The sequence below is a fragment of the Streptomyces sp. A0958 genome, assembly GCF_004795035.1.
In the GTDB taxonomy this organism is placed as follows: Bacteria; Actinomycetota; Actinomycetes; order Streptomycetales; family Streptomycetaceae; genus Streptomyces.
Genome location: NZ_SSBK01000039.1, coordinates 17,680 through 35,222, shown reverse-complemented (window position 1 = coordinate 35,222; position 17,543 = coordinate 17,680). Strand labels below are relative to the sequence as shown.

Genomic DNA, 17,543 nt, shown 5'->3' with positions numbered 1-17,543 from the left:
CTCCCGTGCCGGTTCTTGCTCATTTCTTCCCACCGGCAGTTCTGCCGTCCTGGAGAAGTCTTCGCCTTTGCGTAATCGAATGAGTACGGGCTGAAGCGTTTTGATGGCAGAATCCGGCACTTGGGGTTCAGGGGGAGCCCCGATGCCAGGAAGCGATGGGGAGGGTTGGACCAGTGGCGGCAGGCGAGTCGAGTGGGTCCGTGGTGCGGCGCATCCTTCTGGGCTCTCAGCTCAGGAGACTGCGTGAATCGCGCGGCATCACGCGCGAGGCGGCCGGCTACTCCATCCGGGCCTCCGAATCGAAGATCAGCCGCATGGAGTTGGGACGGGTGAGCTTCAAGGCCAGGGACGTCGAGGATCTGCTCACGCTCTACGGCGTCACGGACGAGGCGGAGCGCGACTCCCTGCTCGGCCTGGCCCGTGAGGCCAATGTGGCGGGCTGGTGGCACAGTTACGGCGACGTGCTGCCCGGCTGGTTCCAGACGTACATCGGTCTGGAGGGGGCGGCCTCGCTCATCAGGATCTACGAAGTCCAGTTCGTGCACGGGCTGTTGCAGACCGAGGACTACGCCCACGCGGTCGTCTCGCGGGGCATGCGCGGTGCCCCCGCCGCGGAAATCGACCGCCGGGTCGCGCTGCGTCTGGAGCGGCAGAAGGCCCTCGTCTCCGAGCGCGCGCCCCGCTTCCACGCCGTGCTGGACGAGGCGGCGCTGCGCCGGCCGTACGGCGGACGTGAAGTGATGCGTGCGCAGTTGCGGCATCTGATCGATATGTCGGAGCAGCCGAACATCACGCTCCAGGTGGTGCCGTTCAGTTTCGGCGGACATGCCGGCGAGAGCGGTTCCTTTACGATGCTGCGATTCCCGGAATCCGATCTGTCGGACATTGTCTATTTGGAGCAGCTGACAAGTGCTCTCTATCTGGACAAGGGCGAAGAAGTCGCCCAGTACGAAAGGGCGATGACGCGGCTCCACGACGAGAGTCCGGGCCCCGAAGAGAGCCGTGACCTGCTTCGAGGACTTCTCCAACTCTCCTGAAATTTAAGTAGGATGGCGCTCCTACAGGAGTCTGCACCTGAGTTAAGGGATCGCATGTCCTTCTTCCACGAGCTGGCCCACCAGTACATCGACGGTGAATGGCGGACGGGTACCGGCTCCTGGGACATCATCGATTTCAACCCGTACAACGGCGAGAAGCTCGCCGCGATCACCGTCGCCACGGCCGCCGAGGTGGACCGCGCCTACCGCGCCGCCGAGCGCGCCCAGGGCGAGTGGGCCACCGCGAGCCCCTACCGGCGGCGCGACGTACTGGAGCGGGCGCTGCGGGTCACCGAGGAGCTGGCCGGCGAGATCGTCGAGGCGATCATCGACGAGCTGGGCGGTACCCGCTCCAAGGCCGAGTACGAGCTGGCCCTGACCCAGGAGTTCCTGCGCGAGGCGGCCCGGCAGGCGCTGTCCCCGGAAGGCCGCATCCTGCCCTCGGCGGTGGACGGCAAGGAGAACCGCCTCTACCGGCTGCCCGTCGGGGTCGTCGGCGTCATCGGCCCGTTCAACTTCCCGTTCCTGGTGACGATGAAGTCGGTCGCACCGGCCCTGGCGCTCGGCAACGCGGTCGTCATCAAGCCCAACCAGAACGCCCCCGTCGTCGGCGGCGGTCTGATCGCGAAGGTCTTCGCGGACGCGGGACTGCCGGCCGGTCTGGTCAACGTGGTCGTCACCGACATCGCCGAGATAGGAGACGCCTTCATCGAGCACCCCGTCCCCAAGGTGATCTCCTTCACCGGCTCGGACCGGGTGGGCCGCCATGTCGCGGCGACGGCGGGCGGCCTCTTCAAGCGGACCATCCTCGAACTCAGCGGCAACAGCGCCCTGGTGGTCCTGGCGGACGCCGACATCGACTACGCGGTGGACGCCGCCGTCCACAGCCGGTTCGTCTACCAGGGCCAGGTCTGCATGGCCGCCAACCGCATCCTGGTGGACCGCCCGGTGGCCGCGGAGTTCACCGAGAGGTTCAGCGCCCGGGTGGCCGCCCTGAAGACCGGAGACCCGCGCGAGCCGGACACCTGTATCGGCCCGGTCATCAACACCTTCCGCGCCGACTCGCTGGCCGCCCTGGTCGACCAGGCGCTCGCCGAGGGCGCCCATGCGCCGGTACGCGGACGGGTGCGCGGCAACCTGGTCGAGCCGACCGTGCTCACCGGCCTGCCCGAGGACTCCCCGCTGCTCTCGCAGGAGGTCTTCGGCCCGGTGGCGCTGCTAATGCCCTTCGACGGCGACGACGACGCGGTGCGGCTCGTCAACGACAGCCCGTACGGGCTCAGCGGGGCCGTGCACACCGCGAGCACCGAGCGCGGCGTGCGGTTCGCCCGACGGGTGCGCAGCGGGATGTTCCACGTCAACGACTCCACCGTCCAGGACGACCCCGGCATCGCCTTCGGCGGCGAGAAGAACTCGGGCCTCGGCCGGCTCAACGGGGACGCGGCCATCGAGGCGTTCACCACCCAGAAGTGGATCTCCGTCCAGTACGGCCGCAGCGTCTTCCCCTTCTGACCTCCGCGAACACCCGAGGGGCACGTCCCGCTACGCTGGTCAAGTTGACCAGAGAGGTGGAGGGCATGTCCGCGATCCGGCTGCTGGTCCTCGGTGCCGTACGCCAGCACGGCCGGGCCCACGGCTACCAGGTCCGCAACGACCTGGAGTTCTGGGGTGCCCACGAGTGGTCCAACGCCAAGCCGGGCTCCGTCTACCACGCCCTGAAACAGCTGGCCAAGCAGGGCATGCTGCTCGCCCACGAGGTGGCGCCGAGCACCGCGGGCGGCCCCCCGCGCATCGAGTACGAGATCACCGAGCGGGGCACCGAGGAGTACCTGGCCCTGCTGCGCGCCTCGCTGACCTCGTACGACCAGAAGACGGACGTGCTCTCCGCGGGCATCGGCTTCATCGTGGACCTGGAGCGCTCCGAGGCGGTGGCGCTGCTGCGGGAGCGGGTGGCGCATCTGGCGGCCTGGCGCGCCGACGTCGCCGGGCGCTACGCGCCCGGGTCGGCCGGTCACATCGGCGAGATCATGAACATGTGGATTCACTCGGCGGACGCCGGTGCGGAGTGGACGCGCGGCCTGATCGAGCGGATCGAGGGCGGGGCGTACGTCTTCGCGGGCGAGGGCGACCCATTCGTCGGCGTGCTCGCCGAGGGCGAGGAGAACCCGTACGCGACCGGGGTACCGGACCCGGGGGACGCCCGCTGAGCCCTCGGCGGCCTCAGTGGTGGAACGAGGTCGCCGCGTTCTCGTTGCGGGTCAGCGGGCCCGGCTGGGCGCGCAGCTCCGGCAGCAGCAGCCGCAGGTCCTCCAGCAGCAGTTCCGCCAGGTCCGACGAGAAGCCGTTGCGGCACACGAACCGGAGCACCGACAGGTCCTCGCGGTTGGCGGGGAAGGTGTACGCGGGCACCAGCCAGCCCCGTTCGCGCAGCCGCCGCGACACGTCGAAGACGTCGTACGCCGTCACCTCCGGCTTGGTGGTCAGCGCGAAGACGGGCAGCTGGTCGCCCCGGGTGAGCAGACGGAAGTCGCCCAGCTCCTCGATCTTCGCGGCCAGTCCGCCCGCCACGTCCCGGGCCGCCTGCTGCACGGCCCGGTAGCCCTCCCGGCCGAGCCGCAGGAAGGTGTAGTACTGCGCCACGACCTGGGCGCCTGGCCGGGAGAAGTTCAGCGCGAAGGTGGGCATGTCGCCGCCCAGGTAGTTCACCCGGAAGACCAGCTCCTCGGGCAGATCGGCGGGCGAGCGCCACAGCACCCAGCCGACGCCCGGGTAGACCAGGCCGTACTTGTGGCCCGAGGTGTTGATGGAGGCGACCCGGGGAAGCCGGAAGTCCCACACCAGGTCCTCGTCCAGGAACGGCGCCACCATCGCCCCGGAGGCCCCGTCCACATGGACGGGGATGTCGAGTCCGGTGCGCTTCTGGAGGTCGTCCAGCGCCGCGCACAGCTCCTCGATGGGCTCGTAGCTGCCGTCGAAGGTGGAGCCGAGGACGCCGACCACGCCGATGGTGTTCTCGTCGCAGAGGTCGGCGGCGGCCTGCGGGTCGAGGTGGAAGCGGTCGCCCTCCATGGGCACGAGGCGCGGCTCGACCTCCCAGAACGTGCAGAACTTGTCCCAGCAGACCTGGACGTTGATGCCCATGACGAGGTTGGGCCGGGCGGTCGCCGGGTAGCGGTCGGCGTTCTTGGCCGACCAGCGCCGTTTGAGGGCCAGCGCGGCGAGCATGCAGGCCTCGCTCGACCCGGTCGTGGAACAGCCCATGGCCGACGAGGGATCGGGGGCGTGCCACAGGTCGGCGAGCATCGAGACACAGCGCCGCTCCAGTTCGGCGGTGCGCGGGTACTCGTCCTTGTCGATCATGTTCTTGTCGAGACACTCGCCCATCAGCACCCCGGCCTCGGGCTCCATCCAGGTGGTGACGAAGGTGGCGAGGTTGAGCCGCGCGTTGCCGTCGAGCATCAGCTCGTCGTGGACCAGCCCGTACGCGGTGTTGGGCGGCAGCGGCCCGTCCGGCATGCGGTGCCTGGGCGGCGCCGCCTCCATGCCGGCGACCGGGTCGGCCACCCCGTAGAAGGGGTTCAGCGCGAGCCTGCGCTGCTCGGGGGAGGGTTCCTTGCTGTGCGCCGAGCCCTGGTGGAGCGGCATCGCAGACCTGCCTTTCTCGGCCCGCGCCCGCGAGGCCGGACGATTCCGACGATACGGACGGTGGCGGGGGCCGCCACCGGTGCTGGGCCGTCCGGTTCAGCGCAGCGCCGTACCGTCCTCGCGCAGCTGCATCTGCGGGCGCCCCGTCACCAGCAGCCAGGCGGGCAGCGAGGCCACGCACAGCACCGGCAGCAGGGACATGTCGGCGGCCGGCGCCGCCGCTGTGAACAGGCTCAGCCAGCCCTGCCCGGTGACGGCCAGCAGGACGCCGAGGACCGAGCAGGTCACCGTGAGCGCCACCGGCACCGCGTCGACGAGCGCGTGCGCGCACAGGCCGAGCGCGACGCCGGTGAACACCGCGGGGAAGATCCGGCCGCCCCGGAAGCCGCAGGTCGCCGCGATCACCAGGGCCGCCGTCTTCACCACGGCCATCGCCCCGAAACCGGCGGCCGACCGCCCGTCCGGGTCGGAGGCGATCGTCTTCACCTCGTCCAGCCCCTTGAACAGGGTGAGATGCCCGCCCAGCGCCCCGAGCAGGCCGAGCAGCAGCCCGCCCAGGGCCAGCGCCAGGACGGGGTACGGCAGGGCCCGGAAGGCGCGGTGCGCCAGCGGGAAGGCGTACACCGCCGCGAGGCCGAGCGCCGCTCCGGCGGACGCGATCACGAGGGCGGCGAGCAGGTCGCCCCAGTGCGGGGGCCCGTACGCGGGCAGGGACAGGTCGAAGCTGGGGTGGGCGGCCAGCGTCATGGTGAGGGACCCGGCGGCGCCGGCCGCGAGCGGTGCGAACAGCTTGTCCCAGAGCGCGCCCCGGCCGGGGGCGGTGGCCAGCGACTCGGTGAGGATCAGCGCGGCGGCCACCGGGGTGCCGAACAGCGCGCGCCGATGGTGCCGGCGACGGCGAGCGCGAGCCACAGCTCACCGGGCGCGCCGGGCGCGAGGCGGCGGCCGGCCCAGGCGGCCAGCGCGATGTTGGCGGCGGTGATCGGGTTCTCCGGGCCCAGGCTGACCCCGCCCGCCAGCGCCAGGACGGTCACCACCATGAGCCCCGGGACCACATGCGGCGGCAGCGGCGGGTCGACCAGTCCCATGGTCGCCGGGTCCGGACCGGCGCGCCCGGGTACCGCCCGGATGGCCAGACCGGTCACCAGGCCGGTCGCGGTGAGCATCACGATCATCCACAGCGAGGAGTACCGCCCGACCGAAAGCGCGTCGGGCAGCGTCTCCCAGAGCACGTCCTGCAACTTCTCCGCGAGCAGGCTGACGCCGAGCAGCACGAGCGCCGAGACCACGCCGACGGCCAAGGCGGGCACGATGAGCGCGAGCAGCCGGCGCGCGGGGGCCGGCTCGGCGGCGACGGCGGTATCGGTGGACACGCGCACACCATAGCGACGCAAAAGCCGCAGAAGACTACAAAAGGTGCAGTGCGCGCCCGCCGTCCGGCTTGCACCTCACGCGACGTCAGGACCCAGGCTCGGACACGTACCCACACAGGAAGGAGCGGGGAGCCATGGAGCACTCCGTGGGACAGGTCGCCGGATTCGCCGGGGTAACGGTGCGCACGCTGCACCACTACGACTCCATCGGCCTGCTCTCACCGAGCGGGCGCAGCCACGCGGGCCACCGGCGCTACAACGACGCCGACCTCGACCGGTTGCAGCAGATCCTGTTCTACCGGGAGCTCGGCTTCCCGCTCGACGAGATCGCGGCCCTGCTCGACGACCCGGACGCGGACCCGCAGAAGCACCTGCGCAGGCAGCACGCGCTGCTGTCGCACCGGATCGCCGCACTCCAGCGGATGGCCGCCGCCGTCGAGACAGCCATGGAGGCACACAGGATGGGCATCAACCTCACGCCCGAGGAGAAGTTCGAGGTCTTCGGGGACAAGGACCCGGAGCAGTACGCCGAGGAGGCCGAGCGCCGCTGGGGCGGCACCGACACCTACGCCGAGTCGCAGCGCCGGGCCGCCCGCTACACCAAGGAGGACTGGCAGCGGATGAAGGCCGAGGTCGACGCCTGGGCCGAGCGCTACCAGGCGCTGATGGAGGCAGGTGAGCCGGCGACCGGTGAGCGAGCCATGGACATGGCCGAGGAGCACCGGCTCCACATCTCGGGCTGGTTCTACGAGTGCGGCTACGAGATGCACCGGTGCCTCGGCGAGATGTACGTCGCCGACCCGCGGTTCAAGGCGTTCTACGAGTCGATGCGGCCGGGCCTGGCCGAGCACCTGCGCGAGGCGATCGACGCCAACGCGCGGCGCCGGGAGTAGGCGGTACGGGTCTGTCACGGGGGCGGGGAGCCCCGCCCCCGTGGCGCGCCCGGCTCAGGACCGGCTGATCACCGCGGCCGTGCCGTACGCGCAGACCTCCGTGCCCACGTCCGCCGCCTCGGTCACGTCGAACCGCATCATCAGCACCGCGTTGGCGCCGCGCGCCCTCGCCTGCTCGACCAGCCGTTCCATGGCCTGGTTGCGGGTCTCGACGAGCGTCTTGGTCAGCCCCTTCAGCTCGCCGCCGATCATGGACTTGAGACCGGCGCCGATCTGGCTGCCGAGGTGACGGGACCTGACCGTCAGGCCGAACACCTCACCGATGACCTGCGTCACCTGGTGGCCCGGGACGTCGTTCGTGGTGACGACCAGCACGTCGGCCTGGGCCGCCTGGCCGCCGCCGTAATCCTCGATACCCATGGATGGAACCTCCTGGGGCCGAGTTTTGCCCCGGTTCATCCCCTGTGCATCTCCACAGGGGCCGGTGGAACCCGGAGGCGCCGCGCCGCGTTGATAGCTTGGGGCGGCCACGCAGCCGCTTATCGACCTCATCCTGGAGCCCGGACCCTTGAATACGCTTGCGCTCGGACCGAGCTGGCTGGACCCGGACTATCTCATCGGTCAGTTCGGCCTGGCCGGCGTGCTGGCCATCGTCTTCGCCGAATCCGGGCTCCTGATCGGCTTCTTCCTGCCCGGTGACTCCCTGCTGTTCACCACGGGTCTGCTGGTGACGACGGACAAGCTGCACACCCCGCTGTGGCTGGTCTGCGTCCTGGTGGCGCTGGCGGCGATCATCGGCGACCAGGTGGGATACCTCTTCGGCCGCAAGGTCGGGCCCTCGCTCTTCAGCCGGCCCGACTCGCGCCTGTTCAAGCAGGAGAACGTCGAGAAGGCCCACGAGTTCTTCGAGAAGCACGGCCCGAAGTCGCTGATCCTGGCCCGCTTCGTGCCCGTCGTGCGGACGTTCACCCCGATCATCGCCGGGGTCAGCCGGATGAACTACCGCTCGTTCATCGTGTTCAACGTCATCGGAGGCGTCCTGTGGGGCGTCGGCGTGACGCTCCTCGGCGCGGCCCTCGGCAACGTCGCGTTCGTGCACGAGAACATCGAGGCGATGCTCGTCCTGATCGTGCTGATCTCGGTCGTGCCGATCGCCATCGAGTTCCTGCGCGCCCGCGGCAAGGCGAAGAAGGCGGCTGTCGCCGGCGACGGCGAGGTGCCGCCCCCGCCCCAGGACCAGGCCGCCGGCCGTCGCGGCCGGCACGCCAAGCGCTGACCCCCTCCCCGGCACCGCCCGGCCGGGCCGGAAGCCGGCCCGACCCGGTCAGAAGCCGCGCGTCCGCTTGGCCGCGCGGCGGTTCGCTCCGCCGACCGCGCCCGGCACCCGCATGAACAGCCGGGAGATCTCGCTCCCCAGGTTCACCCCGATGGCGATGGCCAGGGCCGTCGCCACCGCGGTCGACAGCGAGGCCAGCCCCCGGTCCAGCTCGTTCTGGGCGACGCCCAGCAGACCGAAGTACGTCGCCGAACCGGGCAGCAGCGGCCCGATCGCGGCCGTGATGAACGGCAGCGACGAGGTGTACCGGTAGCGCGAGAACAACTGCCCGAACAGCCCTACGAGCCCGGCCGCCGTCGCCGTGGCGGCCACCGGCGACAGGCCGCCCGTCCGGGCCATCGCCCCGAAGACGACCCAGGCCACCCCGCCGTTGAGGGTCACCGCGAGCACCGTCGCCCGCTCCTGCTGGAGCAGGATCGCGAACGACAGGGTCAGCACCATCGACGCCAGGATCTGGATCACCGGCCGGTCGTGCGTGATGAACCGCGCCTCCGGGTTCAGCTCCGCGCCCAGCTGAAGCCCCCCGTACAGGGCCAGCAGCACACCGGTGACGATGGCGATGAAGAAGTACATGACCTCCAGGAGCCGCGCCGAGGCCGTGATGTAGTACCCGGTCAGGCCGTCCTGCACGCCCGCCACCAGCGCGCGCCCCGGCAGCAGCGCGAACAGCCCACCGGTGATCACCGCCGACGGCCGTACGTCCGACCAGTGGGTCAGCGTCAGCGCCACACCCATCGCGGCGGGCGGCATCGCCGCCACCACGAACTGGTAGAATTCCGGCAGCCCGCGCCCCGCACACAGCCAGGCCAGCCGGTCACCGAGCATCGCCCCCAGCGCCGCGATCACGAACACCAGCGGGCCGCCGCCGACCAGCACGGACGCCGCGCCGGCCAGCCCACCGGCGGCCAGCGTGAGCACCCAGCCGGGATACGGGTGCCGGTTGCGCCGGATCTCCGCGAGACGCCGGTAGGCCTCCTCCAGCGAGATCTCGCCCTCGACCGTGGTGATGTCGTCGATGAGCCGGAAGACCGCCGCCAGCCGGGTGTAGTCGGTGCCCCGCCGGCGTACCGTACGGCTCGCCGTCACCGGGTCGTCCACCAGCGACGGCTGGTGCGAGATGGACAGCAGCGTGAACGTCACGGTCGGCTCGCAGCGGTCGAGGCCATAGCTGCGCGTCACCGCGAACATCGCCGCCTCGACGTCCTCGGCGCCCTCACCGCCCGCGAGCAGCAGCTCCCCGATACGCAGCGTCAGGTCGAGCACGCGCGGCACCGCGGGCCCCGCCTCGTCGTGCCGCTGGACCGGCTCCGGCGCCGGGCGCTCGGCGACCGGCATCCGCAGCATCGTGCGCATCCGGTCCTGCCAGGGCGCCTCCTTGGTCAGCCGGACCATCGGGATGCCGTGCGCCGGAGTGAACGCCGGCGGGGAGTCCCGCACGCTGTACGTGCTCGGCAGGGCGAACGCCGAACCGGTCGTCTCCGGCCCGGAAGCGGAACCCGTACCCGGACCGGAGCCCGGCCCCTGCGGCTCGGGCGTCAGACCGGCCGGAAGCGCGAATTCCGATGTCGGGTGGTCCTCCTCCGGCGGCGCCGCGGGACGGTCGGTCCCAGCAGGCCGGGCGAAGGCGCTGTGCGCCTCGTCGGACTGGGGCTTCTCGTCATCGGGTCCGCCCGGTTCCGCCACCACTCGCCTTCGCTCCTCATCCGCTGCGCGTCCTCGGCTGCGCTCCTGCCCAGTATGGTCACGCTCAAAGGGACTGAGCGCTGATCCACCGGGCGGGCGCGCACACGAAACGGGCGGCACACCCGTGAGGGTGCACCGCCCGTTCAGTGGTCCGTTTCCGCGAGCGGAACGTCAGTGCGCGCCGTGCGACTCAAGACGCTTGCGGGAGGCCTCGATCTCGGCCTCCGCCTCGGCGCGGCCGACCCAGTCGGCGCCCTCGACGGACTTGCCCGGCTCCAGGTCCTTGTAGACCTCGAAGAAGTGCTGGATCTCCAGGCGGTCGAACTCCGACACGTGCTGGATGTCCTGCAGGTGCTCCACCCGGGGGTCGGACGCCGGGACGCACAGCAGCTTGTCGTCGCCGCCGGCCTCGTCGGTCATCCGGAACATGCCGATCGCGCGGCACTTGATGAGGCAGCCCGGGAACGTCGGCTCCTCCAGGATGACCAGCGCGTCCAGCGGGTCGCCGTCCTCGCCGAGGGTGTTCTCGACGAAGCCGTAGTCCGCCGGGTAGCTGGTCGAGGTGAAGAGTCGACGGTCCAGACGAATCCGGCCGGTCTCGTGATCCACCTCGTACTTGTTGCGCGAACCCTTCGGGATCTCGATAACGACGTCGAACTCCACGGGTGGCTCCTCCATGATCAACACATACGACTGGTGGTTAAGTGTCCCTCACGGAGATGTGTGCTCGCGAAAGGGGCTGGTCAACGGTGGCCGAGCCGGTGGAAAGACCGTCGATCGACCCGCCCGGCAAGCCGAGCGGAACCCTCACGGGCCGTCCGGGCATGCGTCGCGGACCGAACAACTGGCAGTTCACGGCCGTCTCCGCCGTCGCCGGCCTGGCGCTCGCGGCCGGCGCCGTCCTCGCCGCCGGCCCCTGGGACTCGGGTCAGCGTAAGGCCGAGCAGGACTGGGCGGCCGCCCGCTCCCGTACAGGTGGCGCACATCACGCCTCCGGCGACTCCTCGGGCCCCGCACCCGCGCCCAGCGCCCCGGCCGTCCTCGCCGCCCTCCCCGCCGCCGTCCAGGACGCCCCGGCCGGTCCCTCGCGCGACCTGAGCGCCGTTCTGGACCCCCTGCTGAAGAACGACGCGCTCGGCGACCGGCGCGCCGCCGTCGTCATCGACACCGCCACCGGCAAGCGGCTCTACGGCAAGGGGGCCGACGCCCCCATGACCCCCGCCTCCACGGTCAAGATCGCCACCACCGTCGCCGCCCTGACCGCGCTCGGCCCCGCCCACCGCATCCCCACCACCGTCCGCGCCTCCGCCGACCAGCGCACCGTCACCCTCGTCGGCGGCGGCGACCCCACCCTCGACCGGGCCGCCCTGCGCGCCCTGGCCACCGACACCGCCCGCGCCCTGAAGGCCGGCAAGGTCACCTCCGTACGGCTCCACTACGACACATCCGGCTACTCGGGGCCCTCGCACCACCCGATCGGCCCCAACGAGAACATCGCTCCGATGAGCGCCCTGATGATGAACGAGGGCCGCCAGGACAACTCCTCCAGCGGCCCCGCCGCGCGCAGCGAGGACCCGGCCCGGGACGCCGCCCGCACCTTCGCCGGACTCCTGGACGACGCCGGGATCACCACCAGGTCCGCCCCCGCCGCCGGCCGGGCCGCCAAGACGTCCCGTACCGTCGCCACGCACCTGTCCGCCCCGCTCTCCGGCCTGGTCGAACGGGCGCTCACCAACAGCGACAACGACATCGCCGAGGCCCTTGCCCGGCAGACCGCCATCGCCGCCGGCGAACCCGCCGACTTCAACGGCGGCCGACGGGCCGTCACCGCCCAGCTGAAGAAGCTCGGTCTGCCGCTCAAGGGCGTGAACGTCGCCGACGGCAGCGGACTCGACCGCAAGGACAAGGTCACCGCCGCCCTGCTGGCCGGCCTCCTCGCCCGGTCGGCCGACCCCGACCACCCCGAACTGCGCCCCGTCCTCAGCGGCCTCCCGGTGGCCGGATTCAGCGGCACGCTCAGCGGCCGCTACACCACGAAGGCCGGCGGCACCGGCTTCATCCGCGCCAAGACCGGCACCCTCACCGGCGTCAACACCCTCGCCGGCACGGTCGTCGACACCCGCGGCAGACTCCTCGCCTTCGCCTTCCTCGCATCCGGCACCACCGACCCCTCCGAGGCGCAGGCGGCCCTCGACGGACTCGCCACCGCGCTCGCCGCCGGCAAGCGATGAGCCGGTCAACACCTCACCGCATCAAGGGCCGAGCACGTACGGTTGACGCATGACGAGCATCGGTGGTGCAGGGATGGTCGACTGGAACCTCGCGGTCGCGACCGCGACCCGGCTTGTGCGGCCGGGCCCCGAGATCAGCCGCGAGGAGGCCCGCGAAGTCGTCGCGGAGCTGCGCAGGCACGCGAAGGCCGCGGAGGAGCACGTCCGTTCCTTCACCCGGATGATCCCCGAAGGGACCGAACCCGAGGACACCCCCGTCCTGGTCGTCGACCGCACGGGCTGGATCAAGGCGAACGTCGCGGGCTTCCGCGAACTGCTGCGCCCCCTCCTGGAGAAGATGGAGGAACGGCGCAGCGGCGGCGCGGGCGGCGCCGTGCTCGGCGCGGTCGGCTCGAAGGTGACCGGCGTCGAGGTCGGGATGCTGCTGTCCTTCATGGCCTCCCGCGTCCTCGGCCAGTACGAGACCTTCGCCCCCGCCACCCGCGAACTGCCCGCCTCCGCCGACGGCGGCGGACGGCTCCTGCTGGTCGCGCCCAACATCGTCCACGTCGAACGCGAGCTGGAGGTCGACCCGCACGACTTCCGCCTCTGGGTCGCCCTCCACGAGGAGACCCACCGCACCCAGTTCACCGCGGTGCCCTGGCTCCGCGACCATCTCCAGGGCGAGATCCAGTCCTTCCTGGACGAGACCGACGTCGACCCGATGACCTTCCTGGAGCGGCTGCGCGAGGCCGCCCAGTCGCTCGCCGGAGGCCGCCCCGAGGGCGAGGACGGCGAGGACGGGGGCCGCAGCCTGGTCGAGCTCGTCCAGTCCCCCGCCCAGCGCGAGATCCTCGGCCGGCTCACCGCCGTGATGTCCCTGCTGGAGGGGCACGCCGACTACGTGATGGACGGCGTCGGCCCCGGGGTGGTGTCCTCCGTCGGCGAGATCCGCGAGAAGTTCCAGCAGCGCAGGGCCCGCGGCGCGAGCCGGCTGGACCAGGCGCTGCGCAAGCTGCTGGGGCTCGACGCCAAGCTGCGCCAGTACCGGGACGGCGAGCGGTTCGTGCGCGCCGTGGTCGATGAGGTCGGCATGGACGGCTTCAACCGCGTGTGGACCTCGCCCAACACCCTCCCGACCAAGGCCGAGATCGCCCGGCCCGAGGACTGGATCACGAGGGTGCACCGTAAGGCAGAGTCATGATCACGGCCCGCGCACGGGCCCGGAACCCGAAGGCAACGCGCCGGTAATCACCCATCCGAGGGACCGTGGGGGCATGGGAAGGCGTGCAATGCTCGGTGAACGGCATTGCTCTGTCACCATCGACGCACTCTGAGTGACGGCACTTCTTCCGTCCCGGCACTCCGAGACTCCCCTCCAGAACTTCACGAAGGGCACCGGACATGGGTCCCCATCCTGCGGTCGCGGCGATACGCCTGGCGGTCCGCCGCGTACTCCACGACGTCATCGCCGAACACGCCGAACAGACCGAACGCGCCGGGCACGCCCCGCACCCCGAGCTCGCACAGGCCGGAGCGGGCAGCCGCCGCACCGCACTCCCCGAACGACCCGATACCCCTCTGGTGCTCGTGGCATGCTCCGGAGGCGCCGATTCCATGGCGCTCGCCTCCGCCCTCGCCTTCGAGGCCCGCAAACTCCCCGTCCGGGCCGGCGGCATCACCGTCGACCACGGCCTCCAGGACGGCTCCGACACCCGCGCCACCGAGGTCGCCGCCCGGCTCGCCGCCATGGACCTCGGCCCGGTCGAAGCCGTCTCCGTCCGCGTCGGCCGCGACGGAGGCCCCGAGGCCGCCGCCCGCGACGCCCGCTACGCCGCCCTCGACGCCGCCGCCGAACGCCACGGCGCCGCCGCGGTCCTGCTCGGCCACACCCGCGACGACCAGGCCGAGACCGTCCTGCTCGGCCTCGCCCGCGGCTCCGGCATCCGCTCCCTGTCCGGCATGGCCGCCGCCTCCGGCCCGGCCGGCCGCTACCGCCGCCCCTTCCTCCAGCTCGACCGCCAGACCGCCCGCACCGCGTGCCTGGCCCAATCCCTGCCCGTCTGGGACGACCCGCACAACATCGACCCCGCCTACACCCGCTCCCGGCTGCGCCACGAGGGCCTGCCCGCCCTGGAGAAGGCCCTGGGCAAAGGCGTCGTCGAAGCGCTCGCCCGTACCGCGCAGCTCTCCCGCGACGACGCCGACGCCCTGGACACCTGGGCCGCCGCGGCGGACCGTGACGTACGCGACGACGCGGGCCGCCTGGAGTGCGCCAAGCTGTACGCACTGCCCCCTGCCGTACGCCGCCGGGTGCTGCGCCGGGCCGCCATAGAGGCGGGCTCCCCGGCCGGTTCGCTCTTCGCCCGGCACATCGAGGAAGTCGACCGGCTCGTCACCGGCTGGCGCGGCCAGCAGGCCATCAACCTCCCCGGCCGCGTCGAAGCCCTGCGGCAGGGTGGCAGACTGGTCATCCGGCAGAGCTGAGCACAAGCGGCTGACACGCAGGGCGATCGGCCGCGCAGGCCCGGGGCTCCACCCCGGACCCGGCAGGCACAGAAAGAGACGCGGGTGAACGAGAAGGACATGGGCACCGACCTCCAGTCGGTGCTCCTCACCAAGGAAGAGATCGACGCGAAGCTCGTCGAACTGGCCGCGAAGATCGACGCGGAGTACGCCGGCAAGGACCTGCTCCTCGTCGGAGTCCTCAAGGGCGCGGTCATGGTCATGGCGGACCTCGCGCGTGCGCTGTCCACCCCCGTCACCATGGACTGGATGGCCGTCTCCTCGTACGGCGCGGGCACCCAGTCCTCCGGTGTCGTCCGGATTCTCAAGGACCTGGACACCGACATCAAGGGCAAGCACGTCCTGATCGTCGAGGACATCATCGACTCCGGACTGACCCTGTCCTGGCTGATGTCGAACCTGGGCTCGCGCGAGCCGGCCTCGCTGGAGATCTGCACCCTGCTGCGCAAGCCGGACGCGGCGAAGGTCGCGCTCGACTGCAAGTGGGTCGGCTTCGACATCCCCAACGAGTTCGTCGTCGGCTACGGGCTGGACTACGCGGAGAAGTACCGCAACCTCCCCTTCGTCGGAACCCTGGCTCCGCACGTCTACGGAGGCTGAGGCCCCGCGGCCCCGCCGCGGCGGACACCGGGAACCCTCACAGGCCCCCCGCCGTTGAGCCTTCGAAGGCGGGTTCGCCGGGCGTCCGAGGCGGACGCCGGTGCCCATGCTGGGGTACCGTCCGAGGAACAGTCTTTACTCACAGCAGCATTTACCTACGGGCAGGAGGGACGGGGCGACTTCGCTCCGTATGGATGGACGTGAAGCGATACTTCCGTGGGCCGGTCATGTGGATCGTGCTGGCCGTCCTCGCCGTGGTCGTGTTGATGAATGTCGTCGGCTCTGGCGGCGGCTACAAGACGGTGGACACCGGCCAGGTGATCCAGGCGATCAGCAAGAACCAGGTGGAGCAGGCCAAGCTGACCACCGGTGACGATCAAATCCTCAAGATTGAGCTGAAGGACGGCCAGAAGCTGACCGGCGAGTCCGGCAGCAAGTTCCAGGCGAGCTACATCGGCAACCAGGGCGTCCAGCTCGCCGACATGCTGCAGAAGAAGTTCGAGAGCGGTGACATCGAGAAGGGTTACACCGTCTCGCCGTCGAAGCAGTCCCCGTTCGTCTCGATCCTCTTCTCGCTGCTGCCGTTCGTCCTCATCGTGGTCGTCTTCCTGTTCCTGATGAATCAGATGCAGGGCGGCGGCTCCAAGGTCATGCAGTTCGGCAAGTCCAAGGCCAAGCTGATCACCAAGGACACCCCGAAGACGACGTTCGCCGACGTGGCGGGCTCGGACGAGGCGGTCGAGGAGCTCCACGAGATCAAGGAGTTCCTCCAGGAGCCGGCGAAGTTCCAGGCCGTCGGCGCCAAGATCCCCAAGGGCGTCCTGCTGTACGGGCCTCCCGGTACGGGCAAGACGCTGCTCGCACGCGCCGTCGCGGGCGAGGCGGGCGTCCCGTTCTACTCGATCTCCGGTTCCGACTTCGTCGAGATGTTCGTCGGTGTCGGTGCCTCCCGAGTCCGTGACCTCTTCGAGCAGGCCAAGGCGAACGCCCCGGCGATCGTCTTCGTCGACGAGATCGACGCCGTCGGACGCCACCGCGGCGCCGGCATGGGCGGCGGCCACGACGAGCGCGAGCAGACGCTGAACCAGCTGCTCGTGGAGATGGACGGCTTCGACGTGAAGGGCGGCGTCATCCTGATCGCCGCCACGAACCGGCCGGACATCCTCGACCCGGCGCTGCTGCGCCCGGGCCGCTTCGACCGGCAGATCGCCGTCGACCGTCCGGACATGCTGGGCCGTCTGGAGATCCTCAAGGTCCACCAGAAGGGCAAGCCGGTCGCCCCGGACGTCGACCTCGGCGCCGTCGCCCGCCGCACCCCCGGCTTCACCGGCGCCGACCTGTCGAACGTGCTGAACGAAGCGGCGCTCCTCACGGCGCGCAGCAACCAGAAGCTCATCGACAACGCCATGCTCGACGAGGCCATCGACCGCGTCGTGGCGGGCCCGCAGAAGCGGACCCGGATCATGTCCGAGAAGGAGAAGAAGATCACCGCGTACCACGAGGGCGGACACGCCCTGGTCGCGGCGGCCTCCCCCCAGTCGGACCCGGTCCACAAGATCACGATCCTCTCCCGCGGCCGCGCCCTCGGTTACACGATGGTGCTCCCGGAGGAGGACAAGTACTCCACGACGCGCAACGAGATGCTCGACCAGCTGGCATACATGCTGGGCGGGCGCGCGGCCGAGGAGCTGGTCTTCCACGACCCGACCACCGGCGCCGCGAACGACATCGAGAAGGCCACGGCAACGGCCCGCGCGATGGTCACGCAGTACGGCATGACGGAGCGGCTCGGCGCGATCAAGTTCGGCGGCGACAACACCGAACCCTTCGTGGGCCGCGAGATGGGCCACCAGCGCGACTACTCGGAAGAGGTCGCCGCGCTGGTCGACGAAGAGGTCAAGAAGCTCATCGAGACCGCGCACAACGACGCGTGGGAGATCCTCGTCGAGAACCGCGACGTGCTGGACGCCCTGGTCCTCCAGCTCCTGGAGAAGGAGACCCTGGGCAAGGCGGAGATCGCCGAGATCTTCGCCCCGATCGTCAAGCGCCCGGCCCGCCCCGCGTGGACCGGCTCCTCCCGGCGCACACCGTCCACCCGCCCGCCGGTGCTCTCCCCGAAGGAGCTCGCCCTCACCAACGGCGCGAGTACGGCGAACGGCTCGGTCACGGACACCGTCCCGGCCACCGAGTCGATCCCCGAGGAGCGACCCGAGAGCTAGTCACCGAACCCGGTGTGTTCC

The 17,543-nt window shown here is 70.9% G+C and carries 14 protein-coding genes and 1 pseudogene; 10 read left to right on the top strand and 5 right to left on the bottom strand.

All coding sequences use genetic code 11. The annotated features are described in order from the left end of the window. Positions 1-155 precede the first annotated feature (155 nt). The 3 genes from E6P78_RS27815 to E6P78_RS27805 all read left to right on the top strand — a co-directional run bounded on the left by E6P78_RS27815 (position 156) and on the right by E6P78_RS27805 (position 3,244). Positions 156-1,037 (top strand): helix-turn-helix transcriptional regulator, encoded by an 882-nt coding sequence (locus E6P78_RS27815; RefSeq protein ID WP_136206403.1) that lies wholly within the window; start codon positions 156-158, stop codon positions 1,035-1,037. 54 nt (positions 1,038-1,091) lie between these two features. Then, on the top strand, positions 1,092-2,549 hold the full coding sequence (locus E6P78_RS27810) for an aldehyde dehydrogenase family protein (protein ID WP_136206402.1): 1,458 nt from the start codon (positions 1,092-1,094) through the stop codon (positions 2,547-2,549). A 65-nt stretch (positions 2,550-2,614) separates the two neighbouring features. Further along, a complete protein-coding gene (locus E6P78_RS27805; RefSeq protein ID WP_136206426.1) occupies positions 2,615-3,244 on the top strand; it encodes a PadR family transcriptional regulator in 630 nt (209 codons plus the stop codon). A gap of 13 nt (positions 3,245-3,257) precedes the next feature. Here E6P78_RS27805 and E6P78_RS27800 read toward each other — a convergent pair whose 3' ends face one another. Beyond that, positions 3,258-4,682 (bottom strand): glutamate decarboxylase, encoded by a 1,425-nt coding sequence (locus E6P78_RS27800; RefSeq protein WP_136206401.1) that lies wholly within the window; start codon positions 4,680-4,682, stop codon positions 3,258-3,260. A 96-nt stretch (positions 4,683-4,778) separates the two neighbouring features. Beyond that, positions 4,779-6,055: pseudogene (locus tag E6P78_RS27795) on the bottom strand (ion channel protein). A gap of 134 nt (positions 6,056-6,189) precedes the next feature. Here E6P78_RS27795 and E6P78_RS27790 point away from each other — a divergent pair. Then, positions 6,190-6,948: a MerR family transcriptional regulator gene (locus tag E6P78_RS27790; RefSeq protein WP_136206400.1), complete on the top strand. Its 759-nt coding sequence runs from the start codon at positions 6,190-6,192 to the stop codon at positions 6,946-6,948. A 54-nt stretch (positions 6,949-7,002) separates the two neighbouring features. On the opposite strand, the gene E6P78_RS27785 is transcribed toward E6P78_RS27790, so the two are convergent. Continuing rightward, a complete protein-coding gene (locus E6P78_RS27785) occupies positions 7,003-7,368 on the bottom strand; it encodes a YbjQ family protein (RefSeq protein ID WP_018551195.1) in 366 nt (121 codons plus the stop codon). A 148-nt stretch (positions 7,369-7,516) separates the two neighbouring features. On the opposite strand from E6P78_RS27785, the gene E6P78_RS27780 reads away from it, so the two are divergent. Beyond that, positions 7,517-8,224, top strand: coding sequence for a VTT domain-containing protein (locus E6P78_RS27780; RefSeq protein ID WP_136206399.1), 708 nt, complete (start codon positions 7,517-7,519; stop codon positions 8,222-8,224). Between the two features lie 48 nt (positions 8,225-8,272). On the opposite strand, the gene E6P78_RS27775 is transcribed toward E6P78_RS27780, so the two are convergent. Together E6P78_RS27775 and E6P78_RS27770 are read right to left on the bottom strand one after the other, a co-directional pair. Continuing rightward, positions 8,273-9,970: a threonine/serine exporter family protein gene (locus E6P78_RS27775; protein ID WP_136206398.1), complete on the bottom strand. Its 1,698-nt coding sequence runs from the start codon at positions 9,968-9,970 to the stop codon at positions 8,273-8,275. Between the two features lie 168 nt (positions 9,971-10,138). After that, entirely contained in the window at positions 10,139-10,630 is a 492-nt protein-coding gene (locus tag E6P78_RS27770; protein ID WP_018551198.1) for an inorganic diphosphatase, read from the bottom strand. Positions 10,631-10,716: 86 nt separating this feature from the next. Here E6P78_RS27770 and dacB point away from each other — a divergent pair, with 86 nt between their 5' ends. From dacB to ftsH, 5 genes are all read left to right on the top strand, one after another. Beyond that, on the top strand, positions 10,717-12,198 hold the full coding sequence (gene dacB, locus E6P78_RS27765; RefSeq protein ID WP_136206397.1) for a D-alanyl-D-alanine carboxypeptidase/D-alanyl-D-alanine-endopeptidase: 1,482 nt from the start codon (positions 10,717-10,719) through the stop codon (positions 12,196-12,198). Positions 12,199-12,247: 49 nt separating this feature from the next. After that, positions 12,248-13,381, top strand: coding sequence for a zinc-dependent metalloprotease (locus E6P78_RS27760; protein ID WP_136206396.1), 1,134 nt, complete (start codon positions 12,248-12,250; stop codon positions 13,379-13,381). 200 nt (positions 13,382-13,581) lie between these two features. Continuing rightward, entirely contained in the window at positions 13,582-14,664 is a 1,083-nt protein-coding gene (tilS, locus tag E6P78_RS27755; protein ID WP_136206395.1) for a tRNA lysidine(34) synthetase TilS, read from the top strand. Positions 14,665-14,763: 99 nt separating this feature from the next. Beyond that, complete coding sequence (gene hpt / locus E6P78_RS27750) at positions 14,764-15,303, top strand: hypoxanthine phosphoribosyltransferase (RefSeq protein ID WP_037777945.1); 540 nt, start codon at positions 14,764-14,766, stop codon at positions 15,301-15,303. A gap of 194 nt (positions 15,304-15,497) precedes the next feature. After that, the gene (gene ftsH / locus E6P78_RS27745) at positions 15,498-17,522 is read left to right on the top strand and encodes an ATP-dependent zinc metalloprotease FtsH (protein WP_136206394.1); all 2,025 of its coding nucleotides are present in this window, start codon (positions 15,498-15,500) and stop codon (positions 17,520-17,522) included. Positions 17,523-17,543 lie beyond the last annotated feature (21 nt).